Origin of the sequence: Frondihabitans cladoniiphilus (assembly GCF_039544345.1) — a bacterium.
Taxonomy (GTDB): Bacteria; Actinomycetota; Actinomycetes; order Actinomycetales; family Microbacteriaceae; genus Frondihabitans; species Frondihabitans cladoniiphilus.
Window position 1 is genome coordinate 68,888 of record NZ_BAABLM010000005.1, and the last position, 13,995, is coordinate 82,882.

The window sequence follows — 13,995 nt, forward strand, 5'->3', positions numbered from 1 at the left end:
GTCCCGCGGGATGACCCCGGCGCCGGATCAGAAGATCATCGGGCGATCGTCGTCGTCTTCCGACTCGACGTCCAGGTCGACGACGACGGGGACGTGGTCGCTCGGGGCGTCGCCCTTGCGCTCGTTGCGATCGATGCGCACGCTCGAGACGAGGTCGGCGAAACTCGAGGATCCGAGAACGAAGTCGATGCGCATCCCCTCGTTTCGCGGGAATCGGAGCTGCTTGTAGTCCCAATAGGTGTAGCCCTCCGGGAGGCGGGGGCGGACGACGTCGGAGAGCAGGCCGGGTTGCAGGAAAGCGTCGAAGGCGGCGCGCTCGGGCGGGCTGGTGTGGGTGTGGCCCTCGAAGACCGCGGGATCCCACACGTCGGTGTCGAGCGGGGCGACGTTCCAGTCGCCCATCAGAGCCAGGGGGATGCCCGGGTCGTCAGCCAGCCAGGCCTCGGTCTCGTCGCGCAGCCGCGCCAGCCAGTCGAGCTTGTAGGTGTAGTGGGGGTCGTCCAGTTCGCGACCGTTCGGGACGTAGAGGCTCCAGAGGCGGATGCCGTCGACGGTGACGCCGATCGCACGGGCCTCTTTGGGGGCATCCCCCGATTCGACGCCCTTGGCGAAGCCCGGCTGGGAGGGGAAGGTGATCGTGACGTCGCTCATGGGGAGGCGGCTGGCGAAGGCGACGCCGTTCCACTGGCTCAGGCCGTGCAACTCGATGTCGTAGCCGGCCTCGTGGAAGAGGTCGTACGGGAATTGCTCGGGCTTGCACTTGATCTCCTGCATGCCCAAGACGTCGACGTCTTCGCGGACGAGCCAGTCGACGACGCGGCTTGCTCGGGCACGGATGGAGTTGACGTTCCAGGTGGCGACACGCATGGTTTCACGCTACCGGTTGTCCACAGGTCGCGCCCTTCTCGCCGGGCGCTCCGGGGGCGTTGGGTACTATGTGCGCGTGACCGACGCGCGCCAGGAACTCATCCAGTACATCAGCGATCTCGCCGTCTTCCACGGCGACTTCACGCTCACCAGCGGCAAGAAGGCGTCGTACTACGTCGATCTGCGCAAGGTCAGCCTCGACCACCGGGTCGGGCCGCTGATCGGTCGGGTCATGGTCGACCTCATCGCCGAGGTGCCCAATGTGTTCGCCGTCGGCGGGCTCACGATGGGCGCCGACCCGATCGCGACCGCGATCCTGCACCAGGGCGCCGCCGCCGGCAAGTCGTACGACGCGTTCGTCGTGCGCAAGGAGCCGAAAGACCACGGTCGCGGCCGCCAGGTCGAGGGCCCTGAGCTCGAGGGCAAGCGCGTCATCGTCGTCGAGGACACTTCGACGACCGGAGGGTCCCCACTCAAAGCGATCGAGGCGCTCCAGAAGGTCGGGGCCGTCGTGGTCGGCGTCGCTGTCGTGGTCGACCGTTCGACCGGGGCCCGCGAAGTCATCGAAGCCGCCGGTTATCCGTACTACGCGGCGATCAGCCTGGAAGACCTCGGACTCGAGCCGTGAGCGACGAGCGCCCGGAACCGCCTTCGGACGAGGATGCCCTGCCCGCATCCCACCCGGACGGCCCCGCTGCGTCTGAACCCTCGTCCGACCCGGCCCCCGCCGAGTTCGCGCCTGAGGAGACACTACCGATCGTTCCGCGCCGTCTGCCGAGCGCCGAATCGTTCTTCGGGGCGCCGCGGCCTCCTCGGCACTCGACGCGTGCAGAGGCATCGCCTGTCGAGCCCGGACTTGCGGTCGGCGAACGTGCATCGGTCGAGGAGCCGGTGATCGAGGAGCCGGTGATCGAGGAGCCGGTGAGCGAAGAGCCGGTGATCGAGGAGCCGGCCGTCGAATCGGAATCGCAGGCGGCGCCGGAGAACGCGGCGCACCCGCAGGCACTCGATCTGTCCGGACTCGTCGGTGTATCACCTGAGGTCGAAGCGCCACCGGTCGAGCCGGTTGCAAGCGAGCCAGCCGACATCGAGTCTCGCCGAGCCGATTCGCCCGAGGCCGATTCGGGGCTGGAGTCGGTCGCACCGCCGTCCGCCGAAGTCGCGCCAAGGGAGCCGTCGTTCACTGAATTGATCTCCGTGCCTCCTGCGAATGCGGCACCGGGCGAGGCTCCGGCTGCATTCGACTGGCGATCGACCGCACCGGACAGTGGCGTGGGCCAGCAGCCAGCCGAACCAGGGTCTGCACCAGAGCCAGAGCCAGAGCCGTTCGTGGAGCCGGAGCCGGCGCCGTTCATGGAGTCGGAGCCGTTCGTGGAGCCGGAGCCGGCGCCGCAGCCGTACGCGGAAACGCACGGGGAGCCGGAATCCGTCGTGGTTCTCGAGCCGGCCGAAGAGCTCGCCGGGCCGACAGCCGCGTCGACAGAGCCCTCCGACGAAGACCACCTCCGTAACGCGACGTTCACCGAACTCCTGGGCATAGTGCCGGCCGAAGTCGAGCCCGAAGCTCCCCAGCGAACCGGCATCGGGTCTGACCTGCAGCAGGACGCCGTGACGGCCCCTGTCGTCCAACCCCTCCATGTCGCCCCGGTCGCCGCTGAGTCAGGTGCGCGCGACGAGGTCGCCACTCCTGCAGAACCGGCTTCAGCAGCGCTGCACGAACCCTTCGAGGCCCCTGACGCAGAGGTCGAGGACACCGCAAGGGTCGAGGACGACGCGGAGGTCGAGGACGATCCGTTCGCCCTGCTCTTCGGCGACATCGTCGACGACGAGGCTGATGTCGAGCCCGAGACGCACGAGGGGTTCCCGGCCGAGCATGTCGACGTCCTCGAGCCCGACGACGAGCGGCTCGAGCGCACCGAGGACGATCCGAGCGCCTGGGCCGACGTTCCGGTGACGCCGCTCCCGCCCGTCGTGGTCGATCCCTCAGCAGACGACGAGGGCGAGCAGATGCCGCCGGTCGGCGCCCAGGCACCGCCGGTCGGCTCGGAAAAGACGCCCGTCGACGCGCCCACCGCGCTCTTGCCGACCGCAGGCCCCTCGATATCCGAGCTGGCGGAGCCCGATGCCCCGAAGGCGGTCGTGCCCGCGGCGACGCCGTCCCCCTTCGCCCCGGGGTCGTTCCTCAGCGCCGAGTCCCGCCTCGGCCGGAACACCCCCGTCGATCCCGTCGACCCGAATCGAGTGCCCGAATCCTGGGTCGCAGCGCAGACCCCAGCCGCAGAGGGCCCGACCAAGGGTGACGGGGGTGACGACACTTCGGGAGGCGATCGGCGCATCCTCGTTCTGATCGGCGTGGTCGTGGCGTTCCTCGTCGTGCTCGTCCTGCTGTTCTTCCTGGGCCGAGCGATCTCCACGCACGGAGCAGGTGCGGCCTCGCCGTCTTCCCCCAGCGCAGTGAGCACAACGGTTCCGACCCCGAGCTCCGCGGCGAGCGCGGCTCCCTCGGCTTCGTCAGCACCGCCCGAGGCCTCGCCGACAGTTTCCGCGCCGGCGGCGGTGGCGACCGGGCCCGCGTCGCCCGGCACGCATCAGTGGACGGATCTCAACGGAGGCGAGTGCGTCTCCGAGTTCCAGTCCGCCTGGCAGCAGACGTATTCCGTCGTCGACTGCGCCACCCCGCACGCGGCCCAACTCGTGGCGAAGGCTGCTCTGCCCGACGCCGCCGGAACGGCCTACCCGGGAGATGCGGCACTTCAGGGCCGCATGACGCTCTTGTGCTCGTCCTCCTCCGTGATCAACCTGGGTGCGGCGAAGGCCTACTCCGACATCCAGGTCTCGGGAAGCTACCCCAGCCGAGCCAGCGAGTGGACCGCGGGGGACCGCACCTACTACTGCTTCGTGAGCCGGGCCAACGGGGCCACCCTCACCAGCAGCCTCGCCGCCGGGGCCTGAGCGCGAGCTTCGCTCAGAAGTTCCCCTCGGCGTCGCCGAGGTCGGCTTCGACGGGCGCGCTGCGGACCAGCTCGTGGACGCCCTGCAGGATCTCGCTCGGACGGAACGGGTAGCGGTCGATCTCGGCCTGGTCGCTGATGCCGGTAAGGACCAGGATCGTGTGCAGGCCGGCCTCGATCCCGGCAATGATGTCGGTGTCCATCCGGTCGCCGATCATGGCCGTGTTCTCAGAGTGGGCGCCGATCCGGTTCATGGCCGAGCGGAACATCATCGGGTTCGGCTTGCCGACGACGTAGGGCTCTTTGCCGGTCACCTTCGTGATCATGGCGGCGATGGCGCCGGTGGCCGGAAGGATTCCCTCGGAACTCGGCCCCGTGGCATCCGGATTCGTCACGATGAACCGGGCGCCGGCCATGATCAGTCGAGCCGCCTTCGTGATCGCCTCGAACGAGTAGTTGCGGGTCTCACCGACGACGACGTAGTCGGGGGCCGTCTCGGTCATGATGAATCCGGCCTCGTGCAGTGCCGTCGTTATGCCGGCCTCGCCGATGACGAAGGCCGACCCGCCGGGAATCTGCGAGCGGCAGAAGTCGGCGGTCGCCAGAGCCGAGGTCCAGATGCGGTCTTCGGGGACGTTCAGACCGGACGCCTTGAGGCGGGCAGCGAGGTCGCGGGGCGTGAAGATCGAGTTGTTGGTGAGGACGAGATAGGGGGTGCCTGCGTCCTGCCACTGCTGGATGAGCTCGGCGGCTCCGGGAAGCGCCTGGTTCTCGTGAACGAGCACGCCGTCCATGTCGGTGAGCCAGCATTCGACGTCGTTGCGGGAGTTGATGGCCATGGCGACACCCTACTTGGCCGCGGCCACCTCGATTCGACGACCGGGGCTCGGACACGGGCCGCTCGGAACAGCCCGCTCCGACTGCCCCGGTGACGGGGCAGCGGTCTGCCACGGCGTGCACAGGCAGAGGAAGCACAGGGTGCCGATCGAGGCCCATGCGACGAAGTCGAAGCTGAACACCATGACCACCAGGAGGACGAGAAGGGCCCGACGGGTTCGATCGCCGGCGACGAACGATGTCAGGAACAGGAGGGTGAGGAGCCCCGCGCCGACGACGCCCGTCGTGGCCAACGTCGTCACGAACTGATTGTCGACGATGGTGAAGCCGTTCTGTGGCAGAAGGCCTCGTGCGTAGAGGTCGAGTTCGCTTCCCCATCCGGAGCCCAGGAGGGCCTCGCGGAACGGCCTGGCCACGAGGCCGGGAACGGAATCGAGTGCGCTCGAACGATTCGTGTAGGAGCCCGTCTCGATCGTCCGGGCCACGATGTCGCGGACGTCGTTCCAGAACAGGGCCGTAGCGCCCGCGAGCGTGCACGTGACCGTCACGACGCGGAGTCCGCGTCCGGTCGAACGGGACGTGAGGATCAGAAGCAGGAAGCAGAGGCCGAGCCCGAGCACACCGGTCCGGGAGCCGGACAGCACCAACCCGGCGACGCACAGCGACATCGCGATCCATCGGAGGTGAGGGCCCCGGACGCTCCATGTTCTGACCAGCAGGCACGCGGCGACGGTGAGGAGGGTGGCGAACGGGATCGCGTGGCCGAGCGTGCCCTCGACTCGCTGGAAACCGTTGCCGAGAAGCACATTGGCATTCGTGTACATCTCCCGCCCCTCGACTACGCGCCTGCCCCACGGGAACGGTTGGTGCAGGACAAGGGCCTCGAGGATGCCCAGCACGGCCTCCACGCAGGCCAGGCCGATGAGCGCCGAGGTGAGGCGGGCCACGTCGTGCGACCGGAACTGTGAGACGGCAACCGCGGTGAGGGCCTCGAGCCCTCCGATTCGGACGGCCAGACCGAGAGCGGCGGGTTCGAAGGCAGCGGTCGTCACCACCGACAGCACCAGGAACGCCAGAGCAGCGCCGGTCAGTGGCGATCGGAGTCGCTTTGATTCGAACGGGCCCACCACCAGACTGAGACTGAGAAGGAGTGCAGCGAAGCCCTGAGCGGCCAGTGATACGGACGTCGGTGCGTCGACCGAGGTCGCGGCTACGACGGCCACGACGGCGAGCACCACGAGAGCACTGCGTCGGGCTTCGCGGGGGAGGACGAGCACGACGACGACGAGGAGGGTGAGAACCATGAGGGCGAGCAAGAGGAGCGTGGCGGTCACGAGGGCGATCCCATCGGTGCTCCGTCTCGTTCACGGACGGCGGGCGACCGGGAACCGGTGCGCGACGAACGCGCCCAGAGGAACGCTTGCGCGAGAACGCCGACGAGTTCGGCCGCGAGGACGCCGAGCAAGAGCCCTGTAGCCCCGTCGAGAACCGCGCCGAGAGGGAGGCACACGACAGCCGTTCCCGCGGCCCAGAAGGCGGCGACGGCGGTGGCGTTCGCGCGTCGGTCCACGACCAGTGCGAAGCCGAAGCCGCGCGACAGGCATGCGGCGGCCACGACAGCGGCACCGAGCCAGGTCAGCTCGGCGTCGACCGTCACGACGCCGCGGAACAGAACGGCTGTGACGAGCGGTATCCCCGCGGCGAACACGAGTCCGCCCGCGAGGCCCAGGGCGGCATTGACGACGAGTGAGACCCGCACGCGTCGTGAACGGAGCCGACCGTCCGCCACGCCCGCCCAGGACTGGAGGCGGTTGGGGACGGCGATGAGGATGCCGAGGCCCATGCGCAGCGGCCGGTCGAGGGCCGAGTACGCGGCTACCGCGCCCGGGGAGATCGCCGAGAGGACCACGACGGGAAGGGCCTTGTACACGGTGGTGACGCCACGGCCGAGCACGAGCATCCCCTGCTCCTTCAGTCTTCGAGGGACGGCCGCGAAGGAATGGCGTCGCGGACACAGCGGCACCCCGAGCATTCGCGAGGCGGCTACCAGGCCGACGACCGCGGTGCCGAGGAGTGCGAGGCCGTAGACCTCGAGCGGACCGCCGGCCGTGATGACGAGTGCCGACAGGAGGCACAATGCGACTCGCGGCAGGGTGTCGGCGACGAGGATGCTCGTGGGGCGGCCCAGGCCGGTGAAGAGCCAGGCGGGGTTCACCGCGGCCGATGTGACGCCGGCTGTGATGAGGCAGGCGGCGATCAAGTGGTGTTCGGTCGTGAGGACGGTCACGACGAGACCGATCGGGAGGACGAAGGCGAGGGCCACCAAGCGCGAGGCGAGGGCTTCTTCGTACAGTCGTGCCGTCTCACCGGACGCCCGTGCCACGAGCTGGGGGCCGACGATGGTCCAACCGAGTTCGGCGATGACCGACGCCGCCGAGCCGACGGCCAGGGAGACCGCGACGACGGACCAGCCCTCGGCACCGAATCGGCCCGTGACGGCGGGGATGACGGCCAGGGGAGCCAATCCGGCCGCGACGGGGGCCAAGGTGTAGAGCCCCATCACGCGGAAGTGTCGGCGAAGACGGCCCAGGAGATCGATGCGGGACGTCATGATGCGACTTCCCCAGCTGCATCGCTCACGAGCCAGTCCGCCAAGCGGTCGTACGACCGAGCTACGACCGCCTCGAGACGCGCGGCGACCTCGGCGTCGACAGGGGGGCGGGGCGCGAGCGCGAGCGCGGCCAGCGTCTCGGCGAGCGATTCCGCTGAGCCCGGAATCGTCCGGTGCAGCAACGGGCCGGCCGCGGACGCGATCTCGTCCAGGGCGGAACTGTCGCGCGTGACGACGGCGCGACCGCAGGCGAGTCCCTGCCACACCTTGTTGGCGACCACGCCGCCGGCCTTCTCGGATTCGCCGAAGACACCGAGAACGACATCGGCTCGGTGGATTGCTTCGGCGAGAGCTCCTTCCGGGATCGGATCCGAGAAGTGATAGCGCCGCGGGTCAACTGCTTCTCGGGCTCGCTGCTCGAGTGCGGGTCGTGCCGACCCCGAGCCGACGAGGTCGATCTCGAACTCGTGCGAGACGGCCAGCAGATCGAGGGCGTCCATGACGAGGTCGAGGCCGTGGAGGGGGATGTAGTTGCCGTAGTAGAGGATGCGAAGCGGGCCGGTCGCCGTGGATCGGGTTGGACGGGCCCAGGCGGGAGCTCCGACCGGAAGCGAGAGCACCGCGGCGCCCGAGCGCTCGCTTCGGATCGATTCGGCGCGCATCTCCGTGTCGATCAGGTACAGGTCGGCGACGCGGACGGCGAGCGCGTCCAGGAGGCGCAGGCGACGGGCACGAAGAGAACCCCGTCGGAGGTGCTGCCAATCGCCCACGGCGGTCTCGTGCAGGCCGATGAAGCCGTCGACGATCAGGCGAGCGCCGAAGAGGCGGGCCGCGCAGGAGGCCGGCAGGGCCTGCGTCAGGCGCATCTCCGAGAGGAGGATCACATCGGAGCGGCGACCGGAGACGAACAGGGCGGTGAGGTCCTCGCGGATGCGGCGGGCCCTGCTGCGGCTCCGACTCCGCTCATGCGTCGCGACCACGACTTCCGGCAACGCGCTGAGGAACTCGCGAACTCTGCGGTTGCGCGGGTACTCGGGATCATGGACGGCGTACTGGAGCACGCGTAGCCGGGCGTTCGTCGGCATGGAGCGAGGGAGGCGTCGGGTACGCACGGGTCTTCTCTCTGACGGTGGGGCAGCGGAGGGGGTCAGCGGACGGCGCCGGCGAGGACTTGGAGGAGGACCTCGGCGACAGGATCGAGCGCCGCGTCGATCTGGTGGCTCATCTCGCGGTATCGGTCGTTGGGCAGCCCGTAGGGATCGACGACGGTCTCTTTCTCGGGGGACGTCAGGGGCAGGGTGCCTCGACGAGAGGCCAGGAGCCGGACCAGTTCAGCGAGGCGTTCCGCAGGTGGCGCGGAGAAGTCGATCCGCGACTCGAACAGGTGCGGCTCGGCCAGATCGTCGCAGAGCGCCGCGAACTCGATCAGAGTGAAGGTGCGGCGGCTGGCACGCGGCGAGAGGGAGACGGTCTCGGCACGATGCCTGCGGGACATGGTCAGGACGAGGTCGGCTCCGGTCACGACGGTCTCTGTGAGGAGCGCCGCCCGGTGGTCGGCCAGGTCGAGCCCTTGGCGGACGCCTTCGTCGATGGTGGGGCGGGCGGCCCCGGCCCCGGGCACGGCGGAGGTCCCAGCGCTTCGACACTGGACCGACGGATGCTCGGAGAGGCGCCGTCGAAGTGCCGCCTCGGCATACGGGGAACGGCACAGGTTGCCCGTACAGACGAGGAGCACCGTGAAGTCGTCCTGGCTCATCGCGCCCACTCCTGGAGGCGTGAACGCCGGGCGGTCCGGCGGGCCACGGGCGCCTCCTCCGGTTCGGGCACGCGGCCGTAGTACGCCGCGTACTGCCCGTAGCCGTACCGGCTGGACCCCGTCGTCGGAACTTTGGTCAGGATGATGCCCAGCGTCTTCGCGCCGATCTTGTCGAGCAGGTCGAGGGCCTCGCGCATCTGGCCCCGTCGGGACGACCGGGCGGCGGCGACGACCATGGCACCGTTGGTCAGCTTGCTGAGGACGGCTGCATCGGTCACCGGCAGGAGGGGCGGTGCGTCCATCAGGACGTAGTCGAATCGTGCGGTGAGCTCTTCGAGGAGTGCGTGCATCGACCGCGAGCCGAGGAGTTCGGACGGGTTCGGTGGGATGCGCCCGGCGGCCAGAACGGACATCTCGCCCTGACCCCACGGCTGCAGGACGTCTTCGAGCTCGACGCGGCCGATGAGCAGGTCGCTGAGACCCACGGCGCCCTCGATGCCCATGATCTCCGCTGTTCGGGGACGGCGCAGGTCGGCGTCGACGAGGGCCACGCTCGCGCCGCTCTCGGCGATGGCGATGGCGAGATTAGCGGCGGTCGTCGATTTGCCCTCGGAGGGCAGGGCCGACGTGATCACGTAGCTCCGGCTCCGCGCACCCGGGTCGAGGAACTGCAGGTTCGTGCGGAGGGTTCGGAAGGACTCGGCGCGAGGACTCCGAGGATCGTGTTGGACGATTAGCGGGGAGGTGGCAGCGTCGGGCGCATAGCCGATGCTCCCGAGGAGGGGAGAGTCCGTCACGCTCGCGACATCGTGGTTGCCGTGGATGCGCGTGTCGAGGCTGTTCCGGAGCAGAGTCGCCGCGACGCCGGCGAGGAGGCCCGCGAGGAGCCCCAGCGTGAGGTTCAGGGGAACGATCGGGCTCGAGGGGGAACCAGGCGCCTGCGCGTCTTGGAGCGAGGTCACTTTGACGAGGCCGGGTTGCCCGTCGGGCAGCTTCTCGAGGTCTTCGACGACCGCGCGGAAGCTTGAAGTGATGGCGTTCGCCGTCTTCGCGGCCGTCACCGGATCGGTCCCCGTGACGGAGACGTCGAGGAGGGCCGTGCCCGTGGGGGAGGAGACGGACAGCAGGGCCGCGAGGGCGGCGGGCGAGGCCGACAGGTGCAAGTCGTCGATGACGGGCTGCAGATCGCTCGCGCTGGGAACCACCTTGATGTACGAACGCACCTTCGCCTGTGCCGCACTGCTGCCCTGGACGGCCTCCCCGGCACTCGACTCGTCGGCGCCCTGAACCGTCACGTAGAGCCGGGTCGAGGCCTTGTAGAGCTTCGTCGTGGACAGGGAAGCGACCCCGGCTACGAGGGTGCCGAGGAGAGCGAGAAGGATGAGCGTCGTCGCGCTCCGCCGCATGAGGCGAAGGAAATCGCTGAGAGTCATAGGTGTTCCCTGCTTGATGGATGAGGGCTCGATTGCTCGGGTCGCAATCACGCCTGACAAATTACAATGTGAAATACAAAATTCATAGCGGTATCGGTGAAGTATTCACGAGAGGACGCGTTCCGCCGACTGGTGGAGGCGCTCGAGGGCGAGATCCACCGATCCGTGGATGGAAAGGGAGGAGGCGTTCGCGACCACGTGATCGGAGAGTCGTCTTCGCAGACGGCGATCGGACAGGAGCCCTTCGATCGCGGTGCCCCAGAGGTGCGGTCGTGCCAGAGGGAGAAGAAATCGTCTGCGGAGGTCGGGATCGGTGATGAGTTGGGGTCCGACACCGACCTGATCACTGAGCACGAGGGGGACGCCGGCTTGAGCCGCCTCCACTGCGCAGCGTCCGTACGCCTCTCGTCGGGAGGTCGAGACGTAGACGGCGGCGTCGTGCCAGAGCGAATCGGGTGCGCCCCATCCCGCGATCTCGAGCGAGGAAGGTGCCGTGCGGCGGACGAGACCGTCGAGGGGCCCGGCTCCCTGCAGCCGTGCCGGATGATCGATGGTGCGCGCGAGTTCGAGGAACTCCGAGACGCCCTTGTCTGCAGTGAGTCGCCCGGCCCACACGATCGGCCCCTCTGCCGACTCGCCCGTGGAGAGTCGTGGTCGACTGGGCACGCCGGCCGGGACGAGGCAGGGGAGACGCACTTCGGCCACGGATCGGGCGAGGATGGAGCTCGTCGCCCACACGTCGTCTGCGCGCCTGAGTGCCCGTGCCTCGAGCCGGCGGAGGAGAAGGCGCCGCGGAAAAGTCTGCTCGCCACGGTCGGGCCAGGGGAGCCCACGGACCCAGGCCACATGCTTCGCGGCGAGATCTCGGCACGACGCCATTGCCATGTCGGACTGGGAGATGAGAGTGATGACCACATCGGCTCCACGAACGGCAGGTGACGCTCGGAGGAGGCCGCGGATCGCGGGGACGACAGCACGCCCGTGCTCGGACAGCTGCGTCTCTCGGACGCCCTCCGCTTCGACGGACGCGCCGGCGGCGCCTGGGCGCACGGCGATCTCGCCCGTCCAATCGAGACCGCGGCTGCGGGCCGATGCGACCAGGTCGACGCACGACCGGTACACGCCACTGCGCGCGGTCACGGGCGCAGCGACGAGGCAGACCTTCACGGGGTGGTCCGGTCGCCGGGTTCCGGCCACGTTGTGAGCACGCCGAGGTTGTTGAGGACAGCGCGAGTCTTGTGCTGCCAGCTTGCGGCGGCCGGCAGCGCACTGGGGACTCGGCGTACTCGCGGCCCCCGGGCGGCGAGGCGACGAAGATGCTCGGCATGCGCGGGGGCGGGCAGGACCGTGACCTGGTCGAGACCCTGATCGGACACCCCTTCGAAGGGGGTGGCCAGGACGGGGAGCCCGGCGGCTCGGTACTCGTAGGTCTTGATGACGTCGCCGCCGACTTCGCCGCCGCCGACACGGTGAGGCACCCAGCCGACGTCGAAGGTCTCGAGCAGGGCGGGCACCGAGTCGTAGTGCACGTCGAGGAGGAGGCGGACGTTCGGCAGGGCTTCGAGGGCTTCTCGATAGCCGGCGTCGAGGAACGGGCCGGCGAAGACGAAGTCGAGCTCGGGCAGTCTCGAGATGGTCGTCACGACTTCGGTCAGGTCGAGCCGCCGACCGATCTTGCCCACGTAGCCCACGGTCAGCGGACCGGTCGCGCGGCTGTGGCGGCTGAAGCGCTCGGCGTCGCAGCCATTGGGCACGAGTGTGACGTCGTCACGGCCGAACCGACGTGCCAGTGCCTCGGTGCCGGCGCCGTTCGCCGTGACGAACGAGGCGCGGCGGAAGGACTCCCGGTAGGCGGCCTCGACCTCGTCGCGGATGCCCTGGAAGGCGAAGTGCGTGGTCCAATCGTCGAGAAGATCGAGAGTGACGGCTCGGCCGCCGCCGAAGGGGGACCGCTCGGTCGGTGCCAGGGCGCAGAAGGGGTTCCAGACAATGGCGGGCACGTCGGGTGCGGTCGCGAGCTTCGGATAGGCGGAGAGGGAGCGAACCCACCATCGACGTCGGTCGCGCGGATCGGGAAGCCTCCACGTCGTCGTGTCGATGCTTCGCGTGCCGAAGGCGGGCTCACGACCGGTAGCTCGCCGGAAGTACGCCTTCGGCTCCGGGCGGGAGACGACGGTGACGCCTCCTCGGCCAGCGGTCAGGCGCCCCGCCCACTCGATGAGGTGGCCGTCTCGAGTCCGGTAGCCCTCGGAGAGCAGCTTGTACTGACCGTGCATCGGATAGGCGAGGAGGGCCGGGGTGGGCCGCGCAATTCGGGAGAGTGGCACGGGTGTCTTTCGCTCGAGAGTTATTAGCAACATAAGTGTAATATGTCGAATTCGTATTCGTCAACGAATCGAGCTCCGATTCCAATGGCCGTAGTGTGGCCGCGTGTCAGATGACCGGAATTCGAGCCATGAGACGACGACCCATGGAGTGGGCCCGTGGCCAGGGGGAGATGAGAGCTGGCCGACCGACGGTCGCTACGACCGCGAACTCCTGGCTCGGGGAGACACCCGAAACGTCATCGACCGGTTCCGCTACTGGACCATGGAGGCGATCGTCGCCGACCTCGATCGAAGCCGCCACCCGTTCCACGTCGCCATCGAGAACTGGCAGCACGACATGAACATCGGCTCCATCGTGCGAAGCGCCAACGCGTTCGCGGCCGAGACGGTCCACATCGTCGGGCGCCGCCGCTGGAACAAACGGGGAGCCATGGTCACCGACCGCTACCAGCATGTCCTGCACCACCCGGACATCGCCTCCTTCGTCGAATGGGCGCGGGATGCGGGGCTTCCCGTCATCGCCATCGACAACGTCCCCGGGTCGGTCCCGATCGAGACGGTCGACCTGCCGGAGCGCTGCGTCTTCCTGTTCGGGCAGGAGGGCCCGGGGCTCTCCTCCGAGGCGATCGAGGCGGCCGACTCCGTGCTCGAGATCGTCCAGTTCGGATCGACGCGCAGCATCAACGCCTCGGCCGCAGCCGCAGTCGTCATGCACTCGTGGATCCTTCAGCACGCGCGCCTTCGGTGAGTGGCACCTCGGGTAGCGTGGTCCGCATGTCTTCCGCGAATCTGCTCGGCGTTCCTGCAACACTCCTGCCCGTCGATGCGGCCGCGAGTGCCCTCGAAGCGCGACCCGTCGTCGAGGTCGTGGTCGAGCATCCCGAGTCGTCCCTCGCATGGGCGTTGCTCGCCGATGAGGCGGCCGATCGAGGTGCGGTCGTCGAGGCCTACGCCTATGCGCGCGTCGGCTACCATCGCGGCCTGGACTCGCTGCGGAAGGCCGGCTGGCGGGGTCAGGGGCCGGTGCCGTGGTCGCACGAACCGAATCGGGGTGTCTTGCGTTCGCTCTACGCGCTCCGTCGGGGGGCGGAGGCCATCGGCGAGACCCAGGAGGTCGACCGCCTGACGACGTTCTTGAACGACGCGGACCCGTCCGCCGTGGCGGCGATCGAAGGCGTCTGACGCGTCAGCGGCACACGGTTCTGGGGCAGGG

13 protein-coding genes are annotated in these 13,995 nt (G+C 68.9%); 4 read left to right on the plus strand and 9 right to left on the minus strand.

Going from position 1 to position 13,995, the window contains the following annotated elements:
• Positions 1-27 precede the first annotated feature (27 nt).
• Positions 28-867: an exodeoxyribonuclease III gene (locus ABEA39_RS12350; RefSeq protein ID WP_345376197.1), complete on the minus strand. Its 840-nt coding sequence runs from the start codon at positions 865-867 to the stop codon at positions 28-30.
• Positions 868-943: 76 nt separating this feature from the next.
• Here ABEA39_RS12350 and pyrE point away from each other — a divergent pair, with 76 nt between their 5' ends.
• Together pyrE and ABEA39_RS12360 are read left to right on the plus strand one after the other, a co-directional pair.
• Positions 944-1,495, plus strand: coding sequence for an orotate phosphoribosyltransferase (pyrE, locus tag ABEA39_RS12355; RefSeq protein ID WP_345376198.1), 552 nt, complete (start codon positions 944-946; stop codon positions 1,493-1,495).
• Positions 1,496-2,298: 803 nt separating this feature from the next.
• Positions 2,299-3,819 carry a septum formation family protein gene (locus ABEA39_RS12360; protein ID WP_345376199.1) on the plus strand — a complete coding sequence of 507 codons (1,521 nt, stop codon included), beginning with the start codon at positions 2,299-2,301 and terminating at the stop codon, positions 3,817-3,819.
• Positions 3,820-3,832: 13 nt separating this feature from the next.
• Here ABEA39_RS12360 and ABEA39_RS12365 read toward each other — a convergent pair whose 3' ends face one another.
• From ABEA39_RS12365 to ABEA39_RS12400, 8 genes are all read right to left on the minus strand, one after another.
• Positions 3,833-4,657: an HAD-IIA family hydrolase gene (locus ABEA39_RS12365; protein ID WP_425556976.1), complete on the minus strand. Its 825-nt coding sequence runs from the start codon at positions 4,655-4,657 to the stop codon at positions 3,833-3,835.
• Positions 4,658-4,666: 9 nt separating this feature from the next.
• Entirely contained in the window at positions 4,667-5,989 is a 1,323-nt protein-coding gene (locus ABEA39_RS12370) for an O-antigen ligase family protein (protein WP_345376200.1), read from the minus strand.
• A complete protein-coding gene (locus ABEA39_RS12375) occupies positions 5,986-7,266 on the minus strand; it encodes an oligosaccharide flippase family protein (protein WP_345376201.1) in 1,281 nt (426 codons plus the stop codon). Before ABEA39_RS12375 ends, ABEA39_RS12370 begins: the two co-directional genes overlap by 4 nt.
• Positions 7,263-8,351: a glycosyltransferase gene (locus ABEA39_RS12380; RefSeq protein WP_345376202.1), complete on the minus strand. Its 1,089-nt coding sequence runs from the start codon at positions 8,349-8,351 to the stop codon at positions 7,263-7,265. The genes ABEA39_RS12375 and ABEA39_RS12380 overlap by 4 nt, the downstream gene beginning before the upstream one ends.
• Positions 8,352-8,413: 62 nt before the next feature.
• Complete coding sequence (locus ABEA39_RS12385; RefSeq protein ID WP_345376203.1) at positions 8,414-9,022, minus strand: arsenate reductase/protein-tyrosine-phosphatase family protein; 609 nt, start codon at positions 9,020-9,022, stop codon at positions 8,414-8,416.
• A complete protein-coding gene (locus ABEA39_RS12390; protein WP_345376204.1) occupies positions 9,019-10,455 on the minus strand; it encodes a tyrosine-protein kinase domain-containing protein in 1,437 nt (478 codons plus the stop codon). Before ABEA39_RS12390 ends, ABEA39_RS12385 begins: the two co-directional genes overlap by 4 nt.
• Positions 10,456-10,560: 105 nt before the next feature.
• Positions 10,561-11,595 (minus strand): glycosyltransferase, encoded by a 1,035-nt coding sequence (locus ABEA39_RS12395; protein ID WP_345376205.1) that lies wholly within the window; start codon positions 11,593-11,595, stop codon positions 10,561-10,563.
• Between the two features lie 23 nt (positions 11,596-11,618).
• Positions 11,619-12,782, minus strand: coding sequence for a glycosyltransferase family protein (locus tag ABEA39_RS12400; protein WP_345376207.1), 1,164 nt, complete (start codon positions 12,780-12,782; stop codon positions 11,619-11,621).
• Positions 12,783-12,885: 103 nt separating this feature from the next.
• Between ABEA39_RS12400 and ABEA39_RS12405 the strand changes: the two genes are divergently transcribed.
• Both ABEA39_RS12405 and ABEA39_RS12410 read left to right on the plus strand, forming a co-directional pair.
• On the plus strand, positions 12,886-13,530 hold the full coding sequence (locus ABEA39_RS12405; protein ID WP_345376208.1) for a TrmH family RNA methyltransferase: 645 nt from the start codon (positions 12,886-12,888) through the stop codon (positions 13,528-13,530).
• Positions 13,531-13,556: 26 nt separating this feature from the next.
• Positions 13,557-13,964 (plus strand): DUF3151 domain-containing protein, encoded by a 408-nt coding sequence (locus tag ABEA39_RS12410; protein ID WP_345376209.1) that lies wholly within the window; start codon positions 13,557-13,559, stop codon positions 13,962-13,964.
• The last annotated feature ends 31 nt before the right edge of the window (positions 13,965-13,995 follow it).